Annotated in this window: 23 protein-coding genes; 13 read left to right on the top strand and 10 right to left on the bottom strand. The window is 65.2% G+C overall.

Translation table 11 applies throughout. From position 1 onward, the window contains the following. Nucleotides 1-24: 24 nt before the first annotated feature. Nucleotides 25-1023: a transcriptional regulator GcvA gene (locus Q8R73_RS01445; protein ID WP_305717772.1), complete on the bottom strand. Its 999-nt coding sequence runs from the start codon at nt 1021-1023 to the stop codon at nt 25-27. A gap of 114 nt (nt 1024-1137) precedes the next feature. Here Q8R73_RS01445 and Q8R73_RS01440 point away from each other — a divergent pair, with 114 nt between their 5' ends. Both Q8R73_RS01440 and Q8R73_RS01435 read left to right on the top strand, forming a co-directional pair. After that, nucleotides 1138-1341, top strand: coding sequence for a DUF1127 domain-containing protein (locus tag Q8R73_RS01440; RefSeq protein WP_305717771.1), 204 nt, complete (start codon nt 1138-1140; stop codon nt 1339-1341). Nucleotides 1342-1412: 71 nt separating this feature from the next. Further along, nucleotides 1413-2024, top strand: a complete 612-nt coding sequence (locus Q8R73_RS01435; RefSeq protein WP_305717770.1) for a GNAT family N-acetyltransferase — start codon at nt 1413-1415, stop codon at nt 2022-2024. Between the two features lie 3 nt (nt 2025-2027). Here the strand turns inward: Q8R73_RS01435 and Q8R73_RS01430 are convergent, their stop codons facing one another. Next, nucleotides 2028-2858 (bottom strand): enoyl-CoA hydratase, encoded by an 831-nt coding sequence (locus Q8R73_RS01430; RefSeq protein ID WP_305717769.1) that lies wholly within the window; start codon nt 2856-2858, stop codon nt 2028-2030. A gap of 231 nt (nt 2859-3089) precedes the next feature. Further along, entirely contained in the window at nt 3090-3791 is a 702-nt protein-coding gene (locus Q8R73_RS01425; RefSeq protein WP_305717768.1) for an SDR family NAD(P)-dependent oxidoreductase, read from the bottom strand. A gap of 215 nt (nt 3792-4006) precedes the next feature. Here Q8R73_RS01425 and Q8R73_RS01420 point away from each other — a divergent pair, with 215 nt between their 5' ends. Then, nucleotides 4007-5791: an acyl-CoA dehydrogenase family protein gene (locus Q8R73_RS01420; protein WP_305717767.1), complete on the top strand. Its 1785-nt coding sequence runs from the start codon at nt 4007-4009 to the stop codon at nt 5789-5791. 113 nt (nt 5792-5904) lie between these two features. Next, nucleotides 5905-6993, top strand: a complete 1089-nt coding sequence (locus Q8R73_RS01415; RefSeq protein WP_305717766.1) for a Zn-dependent alcohol dehydrogenase — start codon at nt 5905-5907, stop codon at nt 6991-6993. Nucleotides 6994-7099: 106 nt separating this feature from the next. Here the strand turns inward: Q8R73_RS01415 and Q8R73_RS01410 are convergent, their stop codons facing one another. The 5 genes from Q8R73_RS01410 to Q8R73_RS01390 all read right to left on the bottom strand — a co-directional run bounded on the left by Q8R73_RS01410 (nt 7100) and on the right by Q8R73_RS01390 (nt 13352). After that, nucleotides 7100-7453 (bottom strand): nuclear transport factor 2 family protein, encoded by a 354-nt coding sequence (locus Q8R73_RS01410; RefSeq protein WP_305717765.1) that lies wholly within the window; start codon nt 7451-7453, stop codon nt 7100-7102. A gap of 132 nt (nt 7454-7585) precedes the next feature. Further along, a complete protein-coding gene (locus Q8R73_RS01405; protein ID WP_305717764.1) occupies nt 7586-9058 on the bottom strand; it encodes an amidase in 1473 nt (490 codons plus the stop codon). 81 nt (nt 9059-9139) lie between these two features. Further along, a complete protein-coding gene (locus tag Q8R73_RS01400; protein WP_305717763.1) occupies nt 9140-10294 on the bottom strand; it encodes an alpha/beta hydrolase in 1155 nt (384 codons plus the stop codon). 161 nt (nt 10295-10455) lie between these two features. Beyond that, nucleotides 10456-12000, bottom strand: coding sequence for an acyl-CoA synthetase (locus Q8R73_RS01395; protein WP_305717762.1), 1545 nt, complete (start codon nt 11998-12000; stop codon nt 10456-10458). 179 nt (nt 12001-12179) lie between these two features. After that, on the bottom strand, nt 12180-13352 hold the full coding sequence (locus Q8R73_RS01390; RefSeq protein ID WP_305717761.1) for an acetyl-CoA C-acetyltransferase: 1173 nt from the start codon (nt 13350-13352) through the stop codon (nt 12180-12182). 211 nt (nt 13353-13563) lie between these two features. Between Q8R73_RS01390 and Q8R73_RS01385 the strand changes: the two genes are divergently transcribed. The 8 genes from Q8R73_RS01385 (at nt 13564) to Q8R73_RS01350 (ending at nt 22805) form a co-directional block, all read left to right on the top strand. Next, a complete protein-coding gene (locus tag Q8R73_RS01385; RefSeq protein WP_305717760.1) occupies nt 13564-14238 on the top strand; it encodes a TetR family transcriptional regulator in 675 nt (224 codons plus the stop codon). 55 nt (nt 14239-14293) lie between these two features. Continuing rightward, nucleotides 14294-15052, top strand: coding sequence for an SDR family NAD(P)-dependent oxidoreductase (locus Q8R73_RS01380; RefSeq protein WP_305717759.1), 759 nt, complete (start codon nt 14294-14296; stop codon nt 15050-15052). Nucleotides 15053-15241: 189 nt separating this feature from the next. Further along, complete coding sequence (locus Q8R73_RS01375) at nt 15242-16048, top strand: enoyl-CoA hydratase/isomerase family protein (protein WP_305717758.1); 807 nt, start codon at nt 15242-15244, stop codon at nt 16046-16048. A gap of 42 nt (nt 16049-16090) precedes the next feature. Continuing rightward, on the top strand, nt 16091-17965 hold the full coding sequence (locus Q8R73_RS01370; RefSeq protein ID WP_305717757.1) for an AMP-binding protein: 1875 nt from the start codon (nt 16091-16093) through the stop codon (nt 17963-17965). A 121-nt stretch (nt 17966-18086) separates the two neighbouring features. After that, complete coding sequence (locus Q8R73_RS01365; protein WP_305717756.1) at nt 18087-19214, top strand: acyl-CoA dehydrogenase family protein; 1128 nt, start codon at nt 18087-18089, stop codon at nt 19212-19214. 113 nt (nt 19215-19327) lie between these two features. After that, complete coding sequence (locus Q8R73_RS01360) at nt 19328-20575, top strand: acyl-CoA dehydrogenase (protein ID WP_305717755.1); 1248 nt, start codon at nt 19328-19330, stop codon at nt 20573-20575. Nucleotides 20576-20701: 126 nt separating this feature from the next. Continuing rightward, entirely contained in the window at nt 20702-21946 is a 1245-nt protein-coding gene (locus Q8R73_RS01355) for an acyl-CoA dehydrogenase (protein ID WP_305717754.1), read from the top strand. A gap of 145 nt (nt 21947-22091) precedes the next feature. Beyond that, nucleotides 22092-22805: a nitroreductase gene (locus Q8R73_RS01350; protein ID WP_305717753.1), complete on the top strand. Its 714-nt coding sequence runs from the start codon at nt 22092-22094 to the stop codon at nt 22803-22805. A gap of 66 nt (nt 22806-22871) precedes the next feature. Here the strand turns inward: Q8R73_RS01350 and Q8R73_RS01345 are convergent, their stop codons facing one another. Together Q8R73_RS01345 and Q8R73_RS01340 are read right to left on the bottom strand one after the other, a co-directional pair. Continuing rightward, complete coding sequence (locus Q8R73_RS01345; RefSeq protein WP_305717752.1) at nt 22872-23699, bottom strand: universal stress protein; 828 nt, start codon at nt 23697-23699, stop codon at nt 22872-22874. Nucleotides 23700-23830: 131 nt separating this feature from the next. Beyond that, the gene (locus tag Q8R73_RS01340; protein WP_305717787.1) at nt 23831-24628 is read right to left on the bottom strand and encodes an enoyl-CoA hydratase/isomerase family protein; all 798 of its coding nucleotides are present in this window, start codon (nt 24626-24628) and stop codon (nt 23831-23833) included. A 179-nt stretch (nt 24629-24807) separates the two neighbouring features. Between Q8R73_RS01340 and Q8R73_RS01335 the strand changes: the two genes are divergently transcribed. After that, the coding region (locus Q8R73_RS01335) for a BrnA antitoxin family protein (RefSeq protein ID WP_305717751.1) at nt 24808-25016 on the top strand (209 nt) is incomplete at its 3' end.

The following is a 25016-nucleotide window of genomic DNA, read 5'->3' as shown; positions in this document are numbered from 1 at the left end:
TTGTTGTTATTGTTGGCACGGAAATCAAACCCGGCGGCGCCGGGCAGGCTGTCTTGTTTCGGGAAGCGGCTCGGGCTTGCGGAGGTCATCTCCTCTGCCAGGTCCTCCCCCTCTGCCAAGTCCTTCCCCTTTGCCATGAATCGAAGCCCCAAGCCAATGCCGAAACGCCGACAGTTTCGGCGTATCGGCTCTCGCCTCCGGCGAGACCAGATAGAAGCCGGCGTCGGCCGGCAGCGCGATATTGAACGGCACCACCAGCCGTCCCTTGGCGATATCGGCCTCGACATAGGAGGTCCGGCCCATCGCCACGCCCATCCCGTCGATCGCGGCCTGCACGGTCATGAACACGAGGTCGAAGGTGACGCCGGGCTGTTTCGAGAGGTTGGTCGGCAGGCCCGCGGCCGTGAGCCAGAGTCGCCAGTCGTCGTTATTGGCCGCGCTGGTGTGCAGCAGCACATGGTCGGCGAGATCCTCCGGCCGCTGCAGCGGCTTCCGGCCCTGCAGCAAGGCCGGGCTGCAGACCGGAAACAATTCGTCGGCCATCAGCCAGTCGGCGCGCAGGCCCGGCCATTGGCCGCGGCCATAGCGGATCGCGGCGTCGACATCGCCGGACCTGAAATCGACCAGATTGGTCGAGGTGGTGATGTGGACGTCGATGCCGGGATGGGCTTCCTGGAACGCGGAGAGTTTCGGCAGCAGCCATTTCGCCGCCAGCGACGCCAGCGTCGAGACCGTCAGCACATGGTCGCTGTCCCGGCGCAGCAGCCGGTCGGTGGCGAGCTTGAGATCGTTGAACGCGGCGCGCACGCCGGGGAGATATTCCTGCGCCTCTGCCGTCAAGGCCAGCGCCCGGTTCTGCCGGACGAACAGCTTGACCCCGAGTTCCAGTTCGAGCCGCCGGATCTGATGGCTGATCGCGGTCTGCGTGACGTTCAGCTCGGCCGCCGCGAGCGTGAAGCTGAGGTGTCGCGCCGCCGCTTCGAAGGCGCGCAATCCATTGAGCGACGGCAGTCTCGCGGTCATCGGGCTGATCCGAATGCATGAATTTATCTCATGCGACGCGGTACACAATGTCGTTTGTCGAAATCGTCGTTCACGCAGATATTCTGCTCAATAGCTTAGCTTCAGGAGATTAACATGTCCACTTTGACCCATGAATCGATGATAAATCATCATCAGTCCGGCATTTTCGCCCGGACCCTCGAAACCCTTCGCATCTGGCACAAGCGCCAGCGCGACCGGCGTGTGCTGGCCCAACTGTCCGCCCGTGACCTGCACGATGTCGGGCTGTCCTGGAGCGACATCGTCTACGAGGCCGAAAAGCCGTTCTGGCGGGCTTGAATGCCGCCCGGCCGGCGTTGCCCTCCGGGGGACGCCGGCCACGACTTTTCCGTAACCACCGGGAGCCAGCCATGACCGCGTATCGTCTCAAGGACCTCCGTCAGCATTCCGATGTGCTGCGGCTGCGCAGCGGCAGGCCGGTAACGGTTCGCTTCGTCGAGCCGCGCGACGCGGAGGCGTTGCAGACCTATTTCAGGTCGCTTTCGACCGGCTCCCGCTACAACCGCTTCCTCGGCGCCATCAGCGAACTACCGGCCGCCGAGCTCGATCGCTTCATCCATGTCGGCGAGGCCGACCGCTTCAGCGTGGTCGCGGTCATGCGCATCGACGGCGCCGAGACCATCATCGGCGAGGCCCGCTATGCCTTCGACGCCGCTACCGACAGTTTTGAATTTGGCCTTTCGGTCGAGGACCGCTGGCAAGGCCATGGTGTCGGCGCGGGCTTGCTGCGCAACCTGGAATGCCGGGCCGCGGCGTTCGGCGCAAACAGGCTGTTCGGCGATACGCTGCGCTCTAACGACGCCATGCTCGGCCTCGCCCGCAACTCCGGCTTCGCTTTCACGCGTTCGCCCGGCGACTGGAAGCTGGTGCGCTTCGAAAAGCACATCGCGGTCGCGCCGCAGGAAATTCCCTGCGCCAGCTGGCGGCTGGCGGAGAAAATCGCACTGCAGGCGTCGGTCTAGGACCTAACCTCCCGTGAACACCGGCTTGCGCTTGTCGATGAAGGCCTGCACGGCTTCGCGGTGATCGGCGGTCGTGGTCAATCGAACCAGCCGCTCCGCCTCGTGGTCGCGCGCGGTGGCGAAATCGAACAGCAGGGCCTCGTCGAGATTGTCCTTCATGTAGCGCAGCGCCAGCGTCGGGCCTTCGGCCATCGTCCGGGCCAGCTCAAATGCCGCCTGCTGCAGTTCGGCGTCGGGCACCACGCGGTTGACGAGGCCGATCGCCTCGGCGCGCCGCGCCTCGACCTTGTCGGCGGTGAACATCAATTCACGCGCCCTGGAGGTGCCGACCAGCCGGGTCAGCAGCCAGGCGATGCCGTAATCGCCTGACAGCGCCACCCGCAGATAGCCGGTGGAGACGAACGCCGATTCCGCCGCGATCCGGATGTCGCAGGCCATCGCCAGCGCGAGGCCGGCGCCGACCGCGGGGCCGGGCAGGGCGGCGATGGTCGGCTTGCGCACCGACGCCAGCGCGCCGGTCAGCAGCCGCTGGCGTTCCTGCAGGTCGGCGACCTTTTCGTTATAGGACATGGCCAGCCGCTTCGGATCGCGATGGGCGCCCATGCCCTTGACGTCGCCGCCGGCGCAGAACGCGGTGCCGGCGCCGGTGAGAAGGAGCGCGCCGACATCGGGATTCTCGCCGCAGGCCTTGATCATGCTGCGCAGCGCCGGCGTCAGCGCGTCCGACATCGCGTTGCGGAATTGCGGGCGATTGAGCGTGATGACGGCGACACGGTCGCGGATGATGCACAGCAGCTCGTCGGTGCCGGTGTCGATGGTGATCTCGGTGGCCATGCTTCCCCCAGTTTATTTTTTGTTATTTCGTCCGTCATTCCGGGGCGATGCGCAGCATCGAACCCGGAATCTCGAGATTCCGGGTTCATCGCTGCGCGATGCCCCGGAATGACGATGAACCTCAGTCCGTAGGGTGGGCAAAGGCGCGCTCTTCGCGCCGTGCTCACCATTCACAGCCTATGCATGAAGATGGTGGGCACGCTTCGCTTTGCCCACCCTACGGCATCACCCTCAGAACTTCTCGACCCAGGGCCGCAATTCCATCTCCCAGGTCCACGCGCTGCGCGGCTGTTGCAGCACGTTCCAGTAGCTCAGCGCAATGGCGTCGGGGTCCAGCATCGAATCCGGCCGGTCGGCGGGCTCGCTGCGCACGGCGCTGCGGATGCCGCCGTCGATGACGAAATGCGCGACATGAATGCCCTGCGGCGACAATTCGCGCGCCATGCTCTGCGCCAGCCCGCGCAGCGCGAACTTGCCCATCGCGAACGGCGCCGATTGCGCATAGCCCTTGACGCTGGCGGACGCGCCGGTGAACAGGATCGCGCCATGCTGGTTCGGCAGCATCCGTTGCGCCGCCTGCTGCGCCACCAGAAAGCCGCCGAAGGCGCTGACCGCGATCGCCTGGGCGACCTCGGCGGGCACCAGGTCGGTGAAGGCGCCGCGGGCGCGGCCGCTGGCGTTGTAGATGACGAGATCGGGCGTTCCGATCTCGCGCTCGACCAGCCCGAACAGCCGCTCGACCTCGTCCGCATCGGTGGCGTCGCAGGCATAGGCGCGCGCCCCGGTTTCGGTGCAAAGCGCGCCCAGCTTCTCGATCTTGCGCGCCGCCAATGCAATGCGGATGCCTTGCTTGGCGAGCAGCCGGGCCAGCGATGCGCTGAGCCCCTCGCCGGCACCGACGATCAGGGCAATTTTGTACTGCGGCAATTCCATGGGCGGTCCTCGATTTTGCGGTCAATCCGTATCTGGGGACGCAATTCCGGCAAGGCAACCCGGAAGGCAACCCGCAAGCAACCCGCTGTGGCGACATCCGGTATCCCTCCGCCACAGGGCGATCCCCTGATTATGCCTGTTGACGGCGTGACCGCCTGCATTATCGGTAGGGGTCGATATCGTCCGATATCGGGCGGAACGAACAAGAGTAAAAAATGCACCAGCCAGCCAGATCCAGCGATATGACCATGCCGGCCGACCAGCCGGGCCTGCTTGCGCCGGATACCTCCGGCATGAATTTCTACCGCGCCGATCCTGCTCTGACGGACCTGCTGCGCATTCATCTGCCGTCTCCGCTGTTCAACCACATCGAGCCGCATCTCGACCGGCTCGGTGCGCTCGCCGGCGGTCATCTCGACGAATGCGCGCGGCTGGCCGACCGCCACACTCCGGTGCTGCACCAGCGCGACCGTTTCGGCCGCGACGCGCAATGGATCGAATACCACCCGGCCTATCGCGAACTGGAAGCCGCCGCGTTCGGCGAGTTCGGCATTCACGCGATGTCGGTCCGCAAGGGCATTTTGGGATGGCCCGACAAATATCCCGTCGTGGCAAAGCACGCCTTTACGTTTTTGTTCAACCAGGCCGAGTTCGGGCTGGGCTGCCCGATCAATGTTACTGACGGCTGCGCCAAGCTGCTGTCGAATTTCGGCAGCGATGCGCTGAAGGCCCGGTATCTCGACGGACTGACGCAGACCGACATGAGACTGCTGACCCAGGGCGGCCAGTTCATGACCGAGAAGGAGGGCGGTTCCGACGTCGGCACGCTGACCACCACTGCGGTGCAGGAAGGCGACCACTGGCGGCTGACGGGCGAAAAATGGTTCTGCTCCAATGCCGACGCAAAGGTCGTGATGCTGCTGGCGCGGCCGGAGGGCGCGGGGCCCGGCACCCGTGGCGTCGGCCTGTTCCTGATGCCGCGGACGCTCGATGACGGCACACCCAATCACTACCGGATCGTTCGCCTCAAGGACAAGCTCGGCACCCGCTCGATGGCCTCGGGCGAGATCAAGCTGGAAGGCGCGGTCGCCTATGCGGTCGGCAAGCTCGACCGCGGCTTCGTGCAGATGGCCGAGATGGTCAATTCGTCCAGGCTGTCGAACGGCGTCAAATCCACCGCGCTCATGCGGCGCGCGCATCACGACGCCATGACGGTGACGCGGAATCGCGTGGTTTTCGGAAGCCGCATCATCGATCTGCCGCTGGCGCGGCGGCAGCTGATGAAGATCATGCTGGCGACCGAACAGGCGCTGTCGATGAGTTTCGTCACCGCCGACGCACTCGACCGCGCCGAGGCCGGCAGCCAGGACGCCGCGGCCTTGCTGCGCATCCTGACACCGACCCTGAAATTCCGCGCCACCCGCGACGCCCGCAAGGTCTGCGGCGACGCGCTCGAGATGCGCGGCGGCATCGGCTACATCGAGGAATTCGCCACCAGCAGGCTGTTGCGTGACTCCCATCTCGGCTCGATCTGGGAAGGCACTGGCAATATCGTGGCGATCGACGCGCTGAAGCGCGCGGTCGGCCGCCATGGCGCCGAGGCGGCACTGGCCGCCGACCTGCATGCCCGCCTCGACGACAGCGCCAGCGTGCCGCAGGCCTGGCGCAATCGCCTGCGCGATCTTACCGACCGCGCCATCGGCTTTGCTCGCGAGGTCGCCGGCCGCATCGACAACGAGGCCGAGGCACGCCGCGCCACCAGCCTGCTCTACCATGTCGCCAGCGCCGTGGCGCTGGCCTGGGAGGGCGGCCGCATCCACGAGATGCGCGGCGATGCCAGGCGGCTGTTGCTGTCGCGGATGGTGATCGATCACCGGGTAGCCGCGGGCGATCCATTCCGGCTGACGGAAAATGCCGCGCAGCGTGCCATCACCGGCCATCTGCTCTGCGACCGCGCGGTCGGCATGGCCGAGGTTGGCGAATTGCTTTCGGCGGCCTAAAGTGGGGCCGTCATTCCGGGACGCGCGAAGCGCGAACCCGGAATCTCGAGATTCCGGGTTCGATGCTGCGCATCGCCCCGGAATGACGAAAGATAAATAAAGAGGAAACATCGATGAAGGCCGCCGTCCTGGTTGAAGTCAACAAGCCGCTCGTGATCGAGGACGTCAGCCTGCAGAAGCCGGGCCCGCGCGAGGTGCTGATCCGCACTTCCGTCGCCGGGCTCTGTCACTCCGACCTGCATTTCATGGAAGGGCTCTATCCGCATCCGCTGCCCGCGGTGCTCGGCCATGAGTCGGCCGGCGTGGTCGAACAGGTCGGCTCCGACGTCACCTACGTCAAGCCGGGCGATCACGTGGTGACGTGCCTCTCGGTGTTCTGCGGCACCTGCGACAATTGCTCGACCGGGCGGCCGGTGCTGTGCACCGACACCACGGTGAAGATGCTGCCCGGCGCCTCGAACCGGCTGTCATGGGCGCGCTCGGAGAAGCTCAATCAATTTCTCAATCTGTCGTCGTTCGCCGAGCAGATGCTCGTGCATGAAAACGCCATCGTCAAAATCAAAAAGGAGATGCCGCTCGATCTCGCGGCGCTGATCGGCTGCGGCGTCATCACCGGCTACGGCGCGGTGGTCAACACCGCAAAAGTTCAGCCCGGCGAGACCGTTGTCGTGATCGGCTGCGGCGGCGTCGGCATGGCTGCGATCAACGGCGCCGAGATCGCCGGCGCCGGCCGCGTCATCGCGGTCGATACCAACCCGGCGAAATTGCAGCTGGCGACCAAGCTCGGCGCCACCGACATCATCGATCCCGCCAATGGCGACGTGGTGCAGCAGGTGCGCGACCTCACCAATGGCGGCGTGCATCACTCGTTCGAGGTGCTCGGCCGCAAGGAAACCGCGGAGCAGGCCTTCGCGATGCTCGCCCCCGGCGGCACCGCCACCATCGTCGGCATGATCCCGTTCGGCCAGAAGATCGAACTGCACGGCTTCGACTTCCTGCGCGAGCGCAAGATCCAGGGCTCGTCGATGGGCTCCAACCATTTCCGCGTCGACATGCCCCGGCTGGTCGAATTCTACATGCGCGGCAAGCTGCATCTGGAGGACTGGATCTCGGCCAAGCTGAAGCTGAGCGAGATCAACGACGGCTTCGCCGCGATGAAGGCCGGCAAGACCGTGCGCAGCGTGATCATGTTTGATGCGTAGCTGTCATTCCGGGGCGCGTCGAAGACGCGAACCCGGAATCTCGTGCGGACAATCTCTGGATTCCGGGTTCGCGCCGAAGGGCGCGCCCCGGAATGACGCCTTCGCCTCACCGCGACACGTGCGCCGACACCGCGAGCCAGCGGCCGTTCTGCCGGGCCCAGCAATCGGTGTAGCGACCCGAACCCGGCTGCCCGTCCGCCGTCGTGTAGCGCGTGGCCGCATGGATGATCGCGAAATCGCCCATCAGGCGGATCTTGACGTCATGCGCCTCCAGATTCCGGATCGTCACCGGCACCGCGGTCTGCTTCAGAAATCCCGCGCGATCCACCAGCGACTTGTCGGGATTGGAGCAATAGAACTCGTCGGCGAGAATTTCGTCGAAACGTTTGACGTCGGAATGCTGCACGGAATTGATGTAGTCGGCGTTGAGACTGGTCAGTTCGGCAAGGTCGTTGCGCATGGTGTTGTCCTCTTCCGTCATTCCGGGGCGCGCGCCAGCGCGAACCCGGAATTTCGTGCCAACAACTTCTGGATTCCGGGTTCGAGGCTGCGCCTCGCCCCGGAATGACGGGTCGTCAATCATCACGGGCCGTCAATCATCAAACGTCGGCGGCGGCACGAAGCCGCCGAATTCACGCTCGATCAGTTCAGCCAGCTTCAGCGGCGTGCGGTCTTCCAGCCAGGGACCGAGGATCTGCACGCCGACCGGCAGGCCTCGAGCGGTGAGACCGAGCGGGATCGCGGTGGCGGGCAGGCCGGGCAGGGTGGCGATGCCGGGCCACGCCAGTTGATCCGGGTAGACGTAATCCTTGCCGTCGATGCCGATGCGGCGGGTTTCCTGCAGCGGCGCGTGATCGTGCGGATAGGCCGGCGTCGGCATGATCGGGCAGATCACCGCATCGAACGTCCTGAACAATTCGCGCCACTGCGCGCGCAGCCGGGCACGGGCGCCGTCGTCGAGCACCCAGTCGCGGTGGCTTTGCGTCATGCCGCGCATCCGCTCGGCGAGCAGGCTCCTGTCGTCGGCCGCCAGTTTGGCGACTTCGACCCGCGTGCCCTCGATGGTCTCCGGCAGAAAGGATGCGCTGAGGAATCCCATCAGCATCCGCATATAGAGCCGCGAAGAATCCGCGAAATCCGGCAGCAGCGGGCTGTGCCGCGCGATGCTCACCCCCGCTTTGCCGAGCTTGCCCGCCAGCGTCTCGATGGCGCTGCGGACGTCCTTGTCTGTCGGCATGACCGGGTCGCCGTCGATCACCAGCACGCGAAAATCCTTCAGCGCGGCGTGACGCGGCGGCGGCAGCGCGAGCTTGTAGCCGACCCCATTGTCCATCGGATCGGGACCCGCGATCACGTCGAGCAGCAGCGTGAGGTCGGCGGCCGAGCGCGCCATCGGGCCGATCACCGACAGATCGCGCTCCAGCGGTATCGCCGGGAATGGCGGCGGCGTATGCCCGCGCGGCGGCACCAGGTTGTAGGTCGGCTTGTGGGCGTAGACGCCGCAGTGGAAGGCCGGCACCCGCAGCGAGCCGCCAATATCGGAACCCATCGACAGCGGCCCGTAACCGGCCGCCAGGGCCGCCGAAGATCCGCCGGAGGAGCCGCCGGGCGTGCGGCCGAGATCGAACGGGTTGTTGGTGGTGCCGTAGATATCATTGTAGCTCTGCCAGTCGGCGAGCGCGACCGGGACATTGGTCTTGCCGAGAATCACGCCGCCCGCCTGCTTGACGCGAGAGATAGACAACGCGTCTTCGCCCGGCACGAAATCCTTGTGCTGCGAAAAGCCCCAGGTGGTGGGCAGCCCGGCGACATTGTAGGATTCCTTCACCGTCATGGGGATGCCGAGCAGCGCACCGGTTTCGCCCCGCGCGCGGGCGGCGTCGGCGGCGCGGGCGGCTTCCAGGCCGCGGGCGAAATCACGGACGCAAACCGCATTGATCTTGCCGTCGTGCCGCTCGATGCGGCCGATGGCATCCTGCGCCAGTTCGACGGCGGAGACCTGCTTTGCCGCAAGGGCTGCCGACAATCCGGTTGCGCTCCTGAAGCTCCATTGCGATTTGGCCAAGTGGGATTCTCCTGCTGATGTTTGCCCGGCCCGGATGATGCGCAGTTAGGGCTGACGCTGCAAGCCGGGGCGGCCGATCGATCAGCGGCCAGTGCCGGCTTGCTTGAGGAACGCCAGCAGCAGCCGGCTCACTTCGGCGGCCTGCTCCTGCTGCACCCAATGGCCGGCGCCCTCTATCAGATGACAGCCGACCATGTTGGTGCAGGCCGTCTGCTGCATCGCCTCAATGACGCCCGGCCGCTGATAGATGCCCCAGTCCTGTCTGCCGGAAATGAAGCAGGAGGGGACGTCGATGGTGCGGCCGGACCAGGTCTGCAATTCCGGAATGAAGTGGCCCGAAGTGCCGCAACGGTACCATTGCAGGCCGCCCTGGAATCCGGTGCGGGCATATTCGGCGCTGTAGAAGGCAAGCTCCGCGTCCGGCAGCCACTGGTTGGCGGCGATGCTCTGCGCGTCCGGCATTTCCTTCGCCACCGTGGCGGCCATGTCCTCGGCCAGATCCATCACGTAATAGGTCGGCAATTTTGCCAGCTCGCTCGCGGTCCATCCTTTCAGCGGATACGGCTTGTTGTCCTTCCAGTCCGCGCTCTTGTGATGATAATAGGCGCGCAGAAAATCATGCACGCCCTGCGGCGCGCGATGCATGTCGGCATTGGCCTGCCGCGTCGAATAGTACCATTGATAGTGTTTTCGCGGGCGCGGCAGCGCCGCAAGGTCGCGATGCACGGGATCCTCCCCCCCAGGCTTCGGCGGCGCATCCGCGGTGTCGAACGGCAATGACGGCGGTCCGGCGAACGGCGCGCTCATCAGCGCGACCGACCGGAACACATCCGGCCGCACCAGCGCGCACCAGGCCGCGACCGAGCTGCCGAAATCATGCCCGACCACCGCATCGACATGGCGATAGCCGAACGCCGACACCAGCCCGAGCGCGTCGCGCACCAGATTGAGCAGCCGGAAAGAATTCAGATCGCCGTCATAATCAGGATCCCAGCCGGTGGTGCGGCCATAGCCGCGCTGGTCCGGTGCGATCACATGATAGCCGGCGGCCGCCAGTTCGGGCATCACCTTGCGCCAGCTGAAGGCCAGTTCGGGAAAGCCGTGCAGCAGCAGCACGCAGGGCCGGCCTTTGGTCTCATAGCCGGCTTCCAGCACATGAACGCGCAGGCCGTTGATGCCGTCGACATGGCGCGAGCGGATGGTGGCGGGAAGGGGGACATCGGGGAGGATGGTCATCAGGTTGCGCCCTTATCTTCCCCTCTCCCCTTGTGGGAGAGGGTGGATCAATCGCGCAAAGCGCGATTGAGACGGGTGAGGGGTCTGTCTCGGTGGATAGAGACCCTCATCCGGCAGCCTTCGGCTGCCACCTTCTCCCACAAGGGGAGAAGGGAAGAAAGTCACACCTTCGCCGCAGCCTTCGGCCAGTACTTGTCGCGCAGATGACGCTTCACCAGCTTGCCGGTCGGCGTGCGCGGCAGTTCGGCTTCGAAGTCGATACTTTTGGGACACTTGATCGGCGACAAATGCTTTCGGCAGAACACCATCAACTCGGCCGCGAGCTCCTTGCCGGCCCTCGCCATGTCGTGCGGCTGCACCACGGCTTTGACCTCTTCGCCCATCTCCTCGTTCGGGACGCCGAACACCGCGACGTCGGCGACATCGGGATGGGTGATCAGCACGTCCTCGGTCTCCTGCGGGTAGATGTTCACGCCGCCGGAAATGATCATGTAGGATTTCCGGTCGGTGAGATAGAGAAACCCTTCCGCGTCGAGATAGCCGACATCGCCGAGCGTCGACCAGCCTCTTGCATTGTAGGCCCGCTTCGTCTTCTCGGGATCGTTGTGGTAGGTGAAGACAGGCGCATCGGCGAAATACACCGTGCCGATCTGCCCTGTGGGCAGTTCCGCATCGGCCTCGTCCAGAATCTTGATCTTGCCGACCACGGCGCGGCCGACGGTGCCGCGGTGATCGAGCCATTGCTGCGAGGTCGACACCGTCACGCCATTGCCTTCGGATCCCGCGTAATACTCGATCAGGATCGGTCCCCACCATTCGATCATCTTCGCCTTGACGTCGATCGGGCAGGGCGCCGCGGCGTGGATCGCGCCTTTCAGCGAGGAGACGTCGTAACGCTTCCGCACCTCGTCGGGCAGTTTCAGCATGCGCACGAACATGGTCGGCACCAGCTGCGACTGCGTGATCCTGTATTTCTCGACCAGCTTGAGGAATTCCTCGGCGTCGAAGGATTCCATGATCACCGACGTGCCGCCGAGCGTGATCGCCATCATGTTGAAGCGCAGGGGAGCCGCGTGATAGAGCGGCGCCGGCGAAAGGTAGATGCTCTCGGCGTTCATGCCGCACATGTCGGCGCAGAGAATTTTCAGGAACGGGTTGGGCAGTTCGATGGGATTGTGTTCGGATGCGCGCTTGATGCCCTTGGGCCGGCCCGTGGTGCCCGACGAGTACAGCATGTCGTAGCCGGCGACCTCGTCCGCGATCGGCGTGGCCGGCTGGGCCGAGGCCTCCTTGTCCCAGGAGCGGAAGCCGGGCAGCGGCTCGTCGAGCATGTAGAAGATCGGTTCGCCGGGCGCGCCGGTCACCAGCCCCTTGATCTGCTCGGCGCATTTCGGCGAGGTGATGACGAGTCTGGCGCCGCAATCCTTGATGATGTAGGCGATCTCGTCCTGGGTGAGGTAGCGGCTGATCGCGGTGTAATACAGTCCCGAACGCTGCGCCGCCCAGCAGATCTCCATGAACGCCAGCCGGTTCTCGATCAGGAACGCGATGTGGTCGCCCTCTTTCAGGCCCAATGTGCGGAACAGCTGCGCGCCCTGGTTCGACAGCTCGTCGAGCTCCCGATAGGTGATCGCCTTGCCGGTGCCGGCCATCTGGTAGGCGATCTTGTCGGGTTGCGTGCGGGCGTAGATGGACGGATGGGTCATGGGATATCCTGAAACAATCAACGTGGTCGTCCCCGCGAATGCGGGGATCCATAACCACGGAATTCAATTGTTGAAACGAACTGGTGCTCCAGCCCGGATTAACCACGAACATTCGTGGTTATGGGTCCCGGCTCAAGGCCGGGACGACACCTTTGTTGTTGCGTCGTCTTGGCCTTCTCTTACAGCCGCTCGACGATCGTCACATTGGCCATGCCGCCGCCTTCGCACATGGTCTGCAGGCCGTAGCGCTTGTTGCGCTGCTTCAGGGCGTTGATCAGCGTGGTCATCAGCTTGGTGCCGGAGCCGCCGAGGGGATGGCCGAGCGCGATGGCGCCGCCGTTGACGTTGAGCCGCGCCGGATCGGCGCCGGTGGTCTTCAGCCAGGCGGTGGGCACCGAGGCGAAGGCCTCGTTGACTTCGAACAGGTCGATATCGTCGATCGACATCCCGGCCTTCTTCAGCGCGCGCTCGGTGGCGTGCAGCGGCGCGTCCAGCATGATGACGGGATCGCCGCCCATCATGGTCATGTGATGGACCCGCGCCAGCGGCTTGACGCCGAGCGACTTCAGGCCGCGTTCGTTGACGACCATCACGCCGGAAGCGCCGTCGCAGATCTGGCTGGCGCTGGCGGCGGTGAGCTTGCCGTTTTCCGCGATCAGCTTGACGCCGCGAATACCGTCGAGCGTGGCGTCGAAGCGGATGCCTTCGTCGATCGCGTGGGTGTCGGTCGATCCGTCCGCGCGGGTGATCTGCAGCGGAATGATTTCGTCCTTGAACTTGCCGGCCTGGGTCGCGGCGATGGCGCGCTGGTGGCTCTCATAGGCGTACTGATCGAGTTCGTCCTTGGACAGGCCGTACTTCTCAGCCATCATTTCCGCGCCGGTGAACTGGCTGAACACGATGTTCGGGTATTTCTTCTCGATGCCCGGGCTCTTGTAGGTGCCGAAACCGTTCTTGGCCGGCAGTTGCGACGACAGGCCCATCGGCACCCGCGTCATCGACTCCACGCCGGCGGCGATCACGATGTCCATGGTGCCGGACATCACGGCCTGCGCGGCGAAATGCAGCGCCTGTTGCGACGAGCCGCACTGGCGGTCGACCGAGGTGCCAGGCACGCTTTCCGGCAGTTTCGAGGCCATGATGGCGTTGCGCGCCATGTTGTTGGACTGTTCGCCGACCTGCATGACGCAGCCCATGATGACGTCTTCGATCTGGTCGGGAGCAGCGCCCGAGCGCTCGACCAGCGAATCCAGCACGGAAGCCGCCAGATCGGCGGGATGCCAGCCGGCGAGGCGTCCTCCCTTGCGGCCGCCTGCGGTGCGTGCGGCGGCGACGATGTATGCCTCGGCCATGAGCGTTCTCCCTGATTGTTTTTGGGTGGGGTTTGGAATGATGGGCGGGATTTAAGTGGCACAGGAGGATTTAGTCAATCAATCAATTAACTCTTGAGTGCAGCCATGGCATCGGGTTATCTGCGCCCGGATTTACCGGCAGGCCGGAAGCCTTAAGCAAGTCGCCTCAGAAGCAAGTCGCCTCAAAAGCAAGACGCATCAAAAGCAAGTCATGGAATCGCAGTTGCAGACCGGCGTACCGACAAAGCTCGCGAACGGACGAAACCCGACGGCCGAGAAGCTGCTGGTCGCGGCCAGCGAACTGATGATCGGGCGATCCTCGATCGACGTGTCGCTCAGCGACATCGCGCAGAAATCCGGCGTCAACGCCGCGCTGGTGAAATACCATTTCGGCAACAAGGACGGATTGCTGCTGGCCCTGCTGGCGCGCGATGCGGCGACCGAGGTGGCGAACCTGGAATATCTGCTGGCCCAGCCGATCGCGCCGACCGCGAAGCTGAAGCTGCATATCGCCGGCATCATCCGCGCCTATCACCAGTTCCCCTATATGAACCGGCTGATCCATTATCTGCTGCATGAAAGCAGCGCGGATGCCGCCGACGAGGTCTCGAAATTCTTCGTCGCGCCGCTGCTGGATTTCCATCGCCGGCTGCTGGCCGAAGGCATCAAGGCCGGCGAGTTCCGCAACATCGATCCGGTGCTGTTCTACACCAGCCTGATCGGCGCCTGCGACCACCTGTTTTTCGGACGCCACGCGATGTCGCGCGCTACCGGCGTGGGTCCCGTCACCGACGAGGTTTGCCGCCAGTATATCAAGCACATGGAAGCGCTGATTTGCGGCGGCATGCTGACGACGAATGAAACGGCTGCCGCAGCGGCCGGATGACTTTGCTACCGGACGACCAAGCCTAGAGAAGAAACGCCCAAGGAGAGATTTAATCATGCAGTTGAAAGACGTTGCCGTTCTCATCACCGGCGGTGGCTCCGGCCTCGGCGCCGCCACCGCGCGCGCCATGGCCGCCAAGGGCGCGAAAATCGGCGTGCTCGACCAGAGCATGGAAAATGCCGAGAAGGTCGCCGCCGAAGTCGGCGGCGTCGCGCTGCATGCCGACGTCACCGACGAGGAGCAGGTCAAGGCGGCGATCGCCAAGGCCGAGGCCGCGCACGGCATCGCCCGCGTGCTGATGAACTGCGCCGGCATCGGCGGGTCGCAGCGCACCGTCGGCAAGGACGGCGTCTATCCGCTGGCCAAGTTCGTCCGCATCATCAACGTCAATCTGATCGGCACCTTCAACGTGCTGCGGCTGTTCGCGGAACGGCTGGCGACTGCCCCTCCGGTCGGCGAAGAGCGCGGCGTTGTCATCAACACCGCCAGCGTGGCCGCGTATGAAGGCCAGATCGGCCAGATCGCCTATGCCGCCTCCAAGGGCGGCGTCGTCGGCCTGACCCTGCCGGCGGCCCGCGATCTCGCGACCCTGAAAATCCGCGTCAACACCATCGCGCCCGGCCTGTTCCTGACGCCGCTGCTGATGGGATTGAACGAGGAAGCCCGCAAGAGCCTTGGCGCCCAAGTGCCGCATCCGGCGCGGCTCGGCGATGCCTCCGAATACGGCAACCTCGCGGTGCACATCGTCGAGAACCCGATGCTCAACGGCGAGACCATCCGCCTCGACGGCGCCATCCGCATGGCGCCGAGGTAGGTGTCTTCTTCCCCTCTCCCCTTGTGGGAGAGGGTGGCAGCCGAAGGCTGACGGGTGAGGGGTTCCGGTCTATCGATGGAGCGAAACCCCTCACCCAACCGGGTTTGCGGCGTGTGGCGGTGATGCCCTCTCCCTCAAGGGGAGAGGGCGTAGCAACGGCACCGCGCTGGCGGAAGCAGGAGGAGGCGCATGACTCAACCGCTGCTGATCGAACATGACGACGGGGTCGACCGGGTGACGCTCAATCGCCCGGACAGCCTCAACGCGCTCAATCCCGACATGGTCGACGCGCTCAATACCTATTTCGAAGGCCTGCAGCGCAACCGCGCCACCCGCGTGGTGGTGCTGAAGGGCGCCGGCGCGTCGTTCTGCGCCGGGCTCGATCTCAAACATGCGATGGCGCGCCGTGCCGGGCAGCAGGAGCCGCCGGGCGTGACGGAGTCGCTGGATTCGCAGCGCCGGATCGCCGACATCGTGCTGCTGATGCGGCGCTGTCCGCAGCCGATCATCGCGCTGGTGCAGGGCTCCGCCGCCGGCGGCGGTTTTGCGCTGGCGCTCGCCGCCGACATCCGCATCGCGACGAAATCGGCGCGGATGAACTGTGCCTTCATCAAGCTCGGGCTCGGCGGCTGCGACATCGGCACCAGCTATTTCCTGCCGCGGCTGGTCGGGGTTTCCGTGGCCTCCGAACTGATCCTGACCGGGCGGTTCATCCATGCCGAGCGCGCGCTGGCAGTGGGTCTGGTTTCGGAAGTCGTCGACGAAGGCGGCCTCGATGCCGCCGCGGCGCCCTATGTCGAGGCGATGATGACGGCCTCGCCGGTCGGTTTGCGGCTGTCGAAGGAATGCCTCAACATGAGCGTCGATGCCGGCTCGATCGAGGCCGTGATAGCGATGGAAGACCGCAACCAGGTCCTGTGCAGCCGCTCGGAAGATTTCAACGAGGGCATCAGGGCCTTTCTGGAGAAGCGAAAGCCTGTCTATATCAGACGATAACAAAAGCGGTCCGCCAGGGATCGAATTTCGGGAGACGCAATAATGAGTGGGACTGCCGCCGCGGTCATGACGAAGCCGGCCTTTCGCAAGATCGCGTGGCTGCCGCGCGACATCGCGGTCGAGCGGCGGCCCGACGGCGTCATCATCCTGAAGTCGCGGATTCCGCTCGAGCCCTACGAGAAGCACATCCCGGCCGCCTTGATCAAATGGGCGGAGGCCGCGCCGAGCCGGACCTGGCTGGCGCAGCGCAGCGGCGCCGACCGGCAATGGCGCAAGCTGTCCTATGGCGAGGCCAGGCGCACGGTGGACGGGCTGACGCAGGGCCTGCTCGGCCTGAAGCTCGAGCCCGGCAGCCCGGTCGCGATACTCTCCGGCAATTCGATCGAGCACGCGCTGATGACGATGGCGGCGATGCAGGCGCGGCTTCCCGCGGCCCCGGTGTCGCCGGCTTACTCGCTGATGAGCCAGGATCACCAGAAGCTGAAATACCTGTTCGACCTGATCATGCCCAAAGTGGTGATGGTGCAGGACGGCCCGGCCTTCGAGAAGGCGCTGAAGGCCCTCGACCTCGACGGCGTCACCGTGATCCACGTCGCGCGCCCGTGCGAGGGCATCGCGGGCATCGCCTTCGCCGATCTGGCGGCCACGCCGGTGACCGGCGACGTCGAGCGATCGGTCGCCGCGATCGCGCCCGACACGGTGGGCAAACTGCTGTTCACCTCCGGCTCCACCGGCATGCCCAAGGCCGTCATCAACACGCAGGAAATGATGTGCGCCAATGCCGCGATGATGATGCAGGTGCGGCCGCGCGATCCGAACGCGCCGCTTTCGACCTATCTCGACTGGATGCCGTGGAATCACACCATGGGCGGCAATGCCCTGTTCAATCCGGTGCTGATCGACGGCGGCACGCTCTACATCGACGACGGCCGGCCGATGCCGGGGCTGATCGACGAGACGCTGCGCAACCTGCGCGAGATTTCGCCGACCTATTACGCCAACGTGCCGGCGGGCTATGCCGCGCTCGCCGCCGCGATGGAGAAGGACGATGCGCTGTGCCGCAGCTTCTTCCGCAATCTCGGCGTGATGGCCTATGGCGGCGCGCGGCTGCCCGACGATCTCTATGACCGCATGCAGGCGCTGGCGGTGCGCGCCACCGGCGAGCGCATCGTGTTCTATACCGGCTGGGGCTCGACCGAGACCGCGCCGACCTCGACCGGCACCTATTGGGACACCGAGCGCGTCGGCCTGATCGGGCTGCCGTTCCCCGGCGTCGAACTGAAGATGGTGCCGGCGGGCGCGAAGTACGAATTGCGGCTGCGCGGCGTCAACGTCACGCCGGGCTATTTCGGCCGGCCCGACCTCACCGAGGCGGCGTTCGACGAGGAAGGTTTCTACTGCATCGGCGATGCCGGGGTGTTCGTCGATCCCGCCGATCCGCTGCAGGGCATCATCTTCGCCGGCCGCGTGGTGGAGGATTTCAAGCTCACCACCGGCACCTTCGTCCATGTCGGATCCCTGCGCACCGACGCCATCGCGGCGGCGACGCCCGTGGTGCAGGACGCGCTGGTCGCGGGGCAGGACCGCCCGTTTGTCGGGCTGCTGGCCTGGCCCAATTTGCACGCCTGCCGGCAGATCGTCGGCAATGCGGAGGCGAGCTACGACGACGTGATCAAACATCCTGAGGTGCTGGCCTGCCTGAAGCGCGGGCTGGAAGCGCATAACAGGTCGACCGCGGGCGCCAGCAGCATGCGCATCGCGCGCGCCATGCTGATGGTCGAGCCGGCCTCGATCGACGGCAACGAACTCACCGACAAGGGCTACATCAACCAGCGCGCCGGGCTCGAGCGCCGCGCGGCGCTGGTGGACCGGCTCTACGCCGATCCGCCGGGAGAAGACGTGATTGTCTTGAACTGAACGAGTCGTCATTCCGGACGGTCCGTCTTCGGACCGATCCGGAATCCAGAGGTTACTACATCGAGATTCCGGGTTCGCGCTACGCGCGTCCCGGAATGACCAGCAGGCAAAGGTACGCAACATGAACTTCGATTTCTCCGACGAACAAAAGCAGATGCGCGACGAAGCGCGGAAATTCCTCGCCGAGAAGTGCCCGCCCAAGGCGGTGCGCGCCGTGCTCGACGGCCATGCCAGCTATGACAAGGAGCTGTGGAAGGGTTTGGCCGAGATGGGGTTTCTCGGCGTCGCGATCCCCGAGGAATTCGGCGGCGCCGGCGCCGGCCATCTTGAGCTTTGCGTGATCGCCGAGGAAATGGGCCGCGCGCTGGCGCCGGTGCCGTTTTCGTCGACGGTGTATCTGGCGGCCGAGGCCATCCTGCTCGCCGGCAGCGCCGCGCAAAAGAAGAAGTGGCTGCCCGCCATCGCCTCCGGTGAGGCGATCGGCACGCTGGCGCTGTTCGAGGGCAAGGGCAATCCGTCGCCGGACGGCATCAAGCTCGCCGCCTCCGGCGGCAGCCTCAACGGCGTCAAGAAGCCGGTGCCCGACGGCGCCATCGCCGATTTCGCCGTGGTCACCGGCCGCACCGGCTCGACCGGCCGCGACGGCGACATCTCGCTGTTCCTGGTCGACCTCAAGGCCGGCGGCGTCGAAGCCAAGGCCCTGACCAGCCTCGATCCGTCGCGCGGCCAGGCCGAACTGACCTTCAGGAACTGCAAGGCCGAGCCGCTCGGTGCCGCCGGCGAGGGCTGGAGCATCCTCACCCAGGTGCTCGACCGCGCCGCGGTGCTGATGGCGTTCGAGCAGGTCGGCGGCGCCGACCGCGCGCTGGAGATGGGCCGCGACTACGCGCTCGACCGCATCGCCTTCGGAAGGCCGATCGGCTCGTTCCAGGCGGTCAAGCACATGCTCGCCGACATGTATGTCTCGGCGACGCTGGCGCGTTCGAACTGCTATTACGGCGCATGGGCGCTCTCGACCAACGCCTCGGAACTGCCGGAAGCCGCCGCCGCCGCGCGCATCAGCGCGACCCAGGCGTTCCAGCATTGCGCCAAGAACAACATCCAGGTCCATGGCGGCATGGGCTTCACCTGGGAGTTCGACTGCCACATGTACTACCGCCGCGCCAACGCCACCGCGCTCGGGCTCGGCAGCCTGTCGTATTGGGAAGACGCGCTGATCGACCGCATGCGCAAGAAGAATGCGGCGTGACGATCGTAGGGTGGGTTAGCGAAGCGTAACCCACCATCGCGCAGCAAAGATGATCGATAGAAGTGGTGGGTTACGCCTTCGGCTAACCCACCCTACGCAGGAAAGACAGATCCATGAACTTCGATGACACCCCGCAGGAGGCCGCGTTCCGCGCCGAGGCGAAAGCCTGGATCGCCGCCAACGCCCCGAAGCAGTATGAGGATGAGCTGAAGAAGTCCTCGCTCGGCCGAACTGCGCTGAAGGGCGCCAACATTCTCGAAGTGGCAAAGGCCTGGCAGAAGAAAAAGGCCGATGCCGGCTGGGCCTGCCTGCACTGGCCCAGGGAATATGGCGGCCGCGGTGCGACGCCGATCGAGCGGGTGATCTGGCAGCAGGAAGAGGGCGCGTTCGGCAAACTCTCCGGCATGTTCATCATCGGCCACGGCATGTGCGGCCCGACCATGATGGCGTTTGCCGGCGAGGCGGAGAAAAAGAGATATCTGCCGCCGCTGGCATCCGGCGAGAAGGTCTGGTGCCAGCTGTTTTCCGAACCCGCCGGCGGCTCCGACGTCGCCGGCCTGCGCACCCGCGCCGAAAAGAACGGCGACGACTGGATCGTCAACGGCCAGAAGATCTGGACCTCCGGCGCGCATTATTCGGATTACGGCATCCTGCTGACCCGCACCGATCCCAACGTGGCGAAACACAGGGGCCTCACCATGTTCTTCCTGGACATGAAGAGCCCCGGCGTCGAGATCAAGCCGATCAAGCAGGCCAACGGGGCGTCCGATTTCAACGAGGTCTATTTCACCGACGTGAAAATCCCGGACAGCCAGCGGCTCGGCGCCGTCAATGACGGCTGGAACGTGTCGCTGACCACGCTGATGAACGAGCGGATGTCGATCGGCGCCGGTGTCTCGACCGGTTTTCCGGAACTGTTCGAGTTCTGCAACAGCCTGATGCTGGACGACGGCCCCGCCATCGAGGACCGCAATGTGCGCTCGAAACTCGCGAGCTGGGCGGTAAAGGCGAGCGGGCTGAAATATACCAGCATGCGCGCGATCTCGGCGCTGTCGAAGGGCGAGCGGCCGGGGCCGGAGAACTCGATCGGCAAGCTGGTGGCGGGGTCGATGATCCAGGACGTCGCGGCCTACGCGCTCGACCTGCAGGGCGCAGCCGGCGTGCTTGCCGGCGCCGAGGACGCCGAGGCCACCGGAAAATTCCAGGCCATGCTGCTGCGCGCGCCCGGCACTCGGGTCGAGGGCGGCACCGACGAGATCATGCGCAACATCATCGCCGAGCGCGTGCTCGGACTGCCCGGTGACATCCGGGTCGACAAGGACGTGCCGTTCAACAAGATCCCGACCAAGGGAAGAGGTTAAACGAGTCGTCATTCCGGGGCGCCGCGAAGCGGCGAACCCGGAATCCAGAGGTTATGAAGTAATCGATCGGGATTCCGGGTTCGCGCTACGCGCGCCCCGGAATGACAGGGAAGAAGGAAATCGCCCATGAATTTCGATGACACCCCGCAGGAAGCCGCATTCCGCACCGAGGCCAGGGCATGGATCGCGGCCAATGCGCCGAAGCAATACGAGGCGGAGCTGTCAAAGTCCTCGCTCGGCCGCATCAGCCTGGCGAAGGACGACATCGTCGATGTTGGCAAGGCCTGGCAAAAGCAGAAGGCCGAGGGCGGCTGGGCCTGCCTGCACTGGCCGAAGGAGTATGGCGGGCGCGGCGCGACGCCGATCGAGAAGGTGATCTGGCAGCAGGAAGAGGGCGTCTACGGCAAGCTGACGCAGCCGTTCCAGATCGGCGAGGGCATGTGCGGCCCGACCGTGATGGCGTTCGGCAGCGAGGAGCACAAGCGCCATTACCTGCCGAAGCTCGCCTCCGGCGAGCAGATCTGGTGCCAGCTGTTTTCGGAGCCGGCCGGCGGATCCGACGTCGCCGGCCTGCGCACCCGCGCCGAGAAGCAGGGCGACAACTGGATCGTCAACGGCCAGAAGATCTGGACCTCGGGCGCGCATTATTCCGACTACGGCCTGTTGATCACCCGCACCGACCCCAATGTGCCGAAGCACAAGGGCCTGACGATGTTCTTCCTCGACATGAAGAGCAAGGGCGTGGAAGTGCGTCCCATCAAGCAGGCCAACGGCATGCAGGAATTCAACGAGGTCTATTTCACCGACGTGGTGATTCCCGACAGCCAGCGTCTCGGCAATGTCGGCGACGGCTGGAACGTGTCGCTGACCACGCTGATGAACGAGCGGATGTCGATCGGCGCGCGGCTGGCGACCGGATTTCCCGAGATATTCGAGTTCTGCTCCAGCCTGATGACCGAGGACGGTCCCGCGATCGACGACCGCGCCACGCGCTCGAAACTCGCCGGCTGGGCGGTGAAGGCGAGCGGCCTGAAATACACCAGCTACCGCGCGGTATCGGCGCTGTCCAAGGGCGAGCGCCCGGGACCGGAAAACTCGATCGGCAAGCTGGTGGCCGGCGTGATGCTGCAGGACATCGCGAGCTACGCGATGGATCTGCAGGGCGCGGCCGGCGCCCTCACCGGCGCGGCGGAGGAACTCGCGACCGGCCAGTTCCAGCAGATGCTCCTGAGCGCGCCCTCGATGCGCATCGCCGGCGGCACCGACGAGATCCTGCGCAACATCATCGCCGAGCGCGTGCTCGGCCTGCCCGGCGACATCCGCGTCGACAAGGATGTGCCGTTCAACAAGATCCCGACGAAGGGAAGGTGAACGTCATTCCGGGGCGCCGCGCAGCGGCGTACCTCAGATGCGCAATTGCGCATCGGGGAATCCAGAAGTTGTTGATCGAGATTATCGATCGAGATTCCGGGTTCGCGCTGCGCGCGCCCCGGAATGACGGGGAGGAGAGAGCGCGATGGATACCGAAACGCCGAAGGCGCGATACAAGGCCGAAGACCGTGTCGGCGTGCTCGAGGAACTGCTGAACGAACGCTATTCCGTTCGTGCCTTCTTAGCCCGGCCGGTGCCGCGCGAAACCATCGACCGCGTCCTGACGATCGCGCAGCGCACCGCGTCCTGGTGCAACAGCCAGCCGTGGCAGGTGCTGATCGCCAGCGGCGAGGCCAGGGAGCGCTTCCGCAAACTGATCTATGCCGAGGCCGCTTCCGGCGCCGGGGACGGCCATGATTTTCCGCCGCCGCGCGAATATCTCGGGGTCTATCAGGAGCGCCGCCGCGAGAGCGGCTTCCAGCTCTACAATACGCTGGGCATCGCCCGCGGCGACAAGGCGGCCTATGGCAAGCAGGCCATGGAGAACTACAACTTCTTCGGCGCGCCGCATGTCGCCATCATCCACACCGACGAGCCGCTCGGTGTCTATGGCGCGGTCGACTGCGGCGCCTATGTCGGCAATTTCATGCTGGCCGCCCAGGCGCTCGGCCTCGGCACCATTCCGCAGGCGGCGCTGGCGCGGCATTCCGGATTGATCCGCCGCCACTTCAAGCTCGGCGACGACCGCAAGGTGGTCTGCGGCATTTCGTTCGGATTCGCCGACAACGCGGCCAGGGTCAACAGCTACCGCACCTCGCGCGCGGCCATTGCCGATACCGTTACCTTCTTCGACGACTAGTGGCGTTTCTCGCTTCCTCCTCCCACGCGCCCTTGCGCGTTGTGGGGAGGGGAGATCGAACGCGTTCTAATGCGAGAGCAGGATCGGCAGTGGCGGCTTCGCCAGCAGGCTTCTTGTCGCGCCTCCCAGCACGAATTCCCGCCATTTCGAATGTCCATACGCCCCCATCACCAGCAGGTCCGCGCCCTGCGACGAGGTGTAGTTTTCGAGAACTTCGCCGATCGCACAGCCCTTTGCATCGACCTGGTCGAGCACGACATCGAGCCCGTGCCGGGAAAAATTCCTGGCCAGTTCCGCGCCGGAGCGCCGGGTGTCCAAGGGCTTCTCGTTGACGACGGTCACGATCCGGACCTGCTTTGCGAGTTCGAGGATCGGCATTGCATCCGAAATGGCGCGCGCGGCGGCGCGGCTGAAATCCCAGGCCACCGCGACGGTTCCGATCCGGAACGGCCGTCGCTTCAGGCTGACCGGCAGGATCAGGGTCGGCCGGCCCGATCCGAAAATGACCGTTTCGGCGTACCATTGATCGGATGACGCCGGCATGATCGTCAGGTCGCGAAGCCGCGCATATTCCACCAGCAGGTCGGGAATTTCCAGCGTCAGGCATTTCTCGAAGATGGTTTCGTTGGGGATGCCGGCCCTCGCCGCTGCCGCCTCGAACGCGGCCAGCAATTCCAAGGCGTTTTTCCGGCTCTTGGCCGCTTCGGTGGCCAGTACTTCACTGACGACCGGGGTCGAGATGAAGCGTCCCGGCACCTCGACGTAGGTCTCGCATGAGATGGCGGTGAGATGCGCGCCGAGCGCGGCAGCGACCGCAACCGCATCTTCGGCTGCCGACACCGGTGCGGGGTCGGGATAAGAGGTGAGCGCGACGAGAATGTCCTTGAACGGCATGAATCTCTCCTGTCAGGCTTAACAGTAGAGGATGCCGCTGCGTGCGCGGGTTGATCTATCTCAAGCGACGTCGCGCCGCCCGGGCCCGTTGGTGCGACATAACGCCCGCAAGATCTCCCGGGATGGATTCACTAGAATTTCGGCGGTCGCTTTTCCGAGAATGCCAGAATGCCTTCCCTGATCTCGGCGCCGCGCATGCTGTCGCGGGCGCGCCGGTCGGCGGCCGCTTCGTCCAGCCTGCCATGGGCGAACTCGTTGATGGCGCGCTTCATGCCGCGCATCGCCACCGGTGCATTGCCCGACAGCACCGAAGCCAGCCGGTCGACTTCCGCATCCAGCGCCGCGGCCGGAATCATCGTGGTCAGATAGCCGATCCGCAGCATTTCCGCGGCATCGATCTTCTCGGCGGTCAGGAACAGTTTGCGGGCGTTGTCGGCGCCGAGCCGCGACACGTAGCGCTTGATGCCGCTCTTGTAGTAATGCAGGCCGAGCCTTGCCGCCGGCATGAACATCTCGCAGGTGTCGATGCCGATGCGGAAATCGCAGGCCAGCGCCAGATCGGTCGAGCCGCCATAGACCCCGCCATTGAGCCGGCAGATGGTCGGCAGCGCGAGGTCCTCGAGCCGGTCGACCACGATCTCGAAGGCCGATCCGGCCGTCTGCTCTTCCGCCGCGCCGCCGGCGCGCTCCGCGATCGACCCGAGGTCGTAGCCGGCGCTGAAGGCGCGGCCGGTGCCGGTCAGCACCAGCACCCGGATATCGGGATCGGCCTCGATCCGCTCGAACAGCCCCATCAGCGCGGCGAGGTCATCGGCCTGCAGCCGGTTCAGGTGTTTTGGGCGGTTGAGGCGAATGGTGGCGCGCGCGCCGGCGAGTTCGAGGATCGGGGTGCTGGCGGTTTCGGTGGCTTCGGGCCGGTTCTTTTCCATCACGGCTTCTCCATTATTCGTCGTTCTCCATGACGCGGTGCGGGGAAGCCGTCAACGAGGCGGGGCGAGGAAAGGATGGCCTCCAGTGATCCGGAAGGCTGTTGCATTTCCGCTTTTTGTAACTACATTAAACTAATTCGATCCCGCCAAGAGCGAGCGTCGACGCGAGGTTCGCTATCATGCCGAAAAAACCTGAAACCAGGAGGCCGCCGCTGACCGGCGCCGATGGCGAAGTCCGCCAACTGACCAAGGCAGACATCGCCCGGATGCGCCCGGCGCGCGACGCGCTGCCGGCGGAATTGCAGGCCGTGCTGCCAAAGCGCCGGCCGGGCCAGCGCGGGTCGCAGAAGGCGCCGACCAAGAAGCAGATCACCCTGAGGCTGGACGA

The organism is Bradyrhizobium sp., from assembly GCF_030697065.1.
In the GTDB taxonomy this organism is placed as follows: domain Bacteria; phylum Pseudomonadota; class Alphaproteobacteria; order Rhizobiales; family Xanthobacteraceae; genus Bradyrhizobium.
This window is presented reverse-complemented; position numbering and strand designations above follow the sequence as displayed.

Coding starts and splice junctions, on each gene's coding strand:
- Q8R73_RS01445 (WP_305717772.1), bottom strand. CDS start 1,023: ATGACCGCGAGACTGCCGTCGCTCAATGGATTGCGCGCCTTCGAAGCG.
- Q8R73_RS01375 (WP_305717758.1), top strand. CDS start 15,242: ATGACTCAACCGCTGCTGATCGAACATGACGACGGGGTCGACCGGGTG.
- Q8R73_RS01380 (WP_305717759.1), top strand. CDS start 14,294: ATGCAGTTGAAAGACGTTGCCGTTCTCATCACCGGCGGTGGCTCCGGC.
- Q8R73_RS01350 (WP_305717753.1), top strand. CDS start 22,092: ATGGATACCGAAACGCCGAAGGCGCGATACAAGGCCGAAGACCGTGTC.
- Q8R73_RS01430 (WP_305717769.1), bottom strand. CDS start 2,858: ATGGCCACCGAGATCACCATCGACACCGGCACCGACGAGCTGCTGTGC.
- Q8R73_RS01355 (WP_305717754.1), top strand. CDS start 20,702: ATGAATTTCGATGACACCCCGCAGGAAGCCGCATTCCGCACCGAGGCC.
- Q8R73_RS01400 (WP_305717763.1), bottom strand. CDS start 10,294: ATGACCATCCTCCCCGATGTCCCCCTTCCCGCCACCATCCGCTCGCGC.
- Q8R73_RS01415 (WP_305717766.1), top strand. CDS start 5,905: ATGAAGGCCGCCGTCCTGGTTGAAGTCAACAAGCCGCTCGTGATCGAG.
- Q8R73_RS01425 (WP_305717768.1), bottom strand. CDS start 3,791: ATGGAATTGCCGCAGTACAAAATTGCCCTGATCGTCGGTGCCGGCGAG.
- Q8R73_RS01440 (WP_305717771.1), top strand. CDS start 1,138: ATGTCCACTTTGACCCATGAATCGATGATAAATCATCATCAGTCCGGC.
- Q8R73_RS01420 (WP_305717767.1), top strand. CDS start 4,007: ATGCACCAGCCAGCCAGATCCAGCGATATGACCATGCCGGCCGACCAG.
- Q8R73_RS01385 (WP_305717760.1), top strand. CDS start 13,564: ATGGAATCGCAGTTGCAGACCGGCGTACCGACAAAGCTCGCGAACGGA.
- Q8R73_RS01390 (WP_305717761.1), bottom strand. CDS start 13,352: ATGGCCGAGGCATACATCGTCGCCGCCGCACGCACCGCAGGCGGCCGC.
- Q8R73_RS01345 (WP_305717752.1), bottom strand. CDS start 23,699: ATGCCGTTCAAGGACATTCTCGTCGCGCTCACCTCTTATCCCGACCCC.
- Q8R73_RS01395 (WP_305717762.1), bottom strand. CDS start 12,000: ATGACCCATCCGTCCATCTACGCCCGCACGCAACCCGACAAGATCGCC.
- Q8R73_RS01360 (WP_305717755.1), top strand. CDS start 19,328: ATGAACTTCGATGACACCCCGCAGGAGGCCGCGTTCCGCGCCGAGGCG.
- Q8R73_RS01365 (WP_305717756.1), top strand. CDS start 18,087: ATGAACTTCGATTTCTCCGACGAACAAAAGCAGATGCGCGACGAAGCG.
- Q8R73_RS01370 (WP_305717757.1), top strand. CDS start 16,091: ATGAGTGGGACTGCCGCCGCGGTCATGACGAAGCCGGCCTTTCGCAAG.
- Q8R73_RS01340 (WP_305717787.1), bottom strand. CDS start 24,628: ATGGAAAAGAACCGGCCCGAAGCCACCGAAACCGCCAGCACCCCGATC.
- Q8R73_RS01435 (WP_305717770.1), top strand. CDS start 1,413: ATGACCGCGTATCGTCTCAAGGACCTCCGTCAGCATTCCGATGTGCTG.
- Q8R73_RS01410 (WP_305717765.1), bottom strand. CDS start 7,453: ATGCGCAACGACCTTGCCGAACTGACCAGTCTCAACGCCGACTACATC.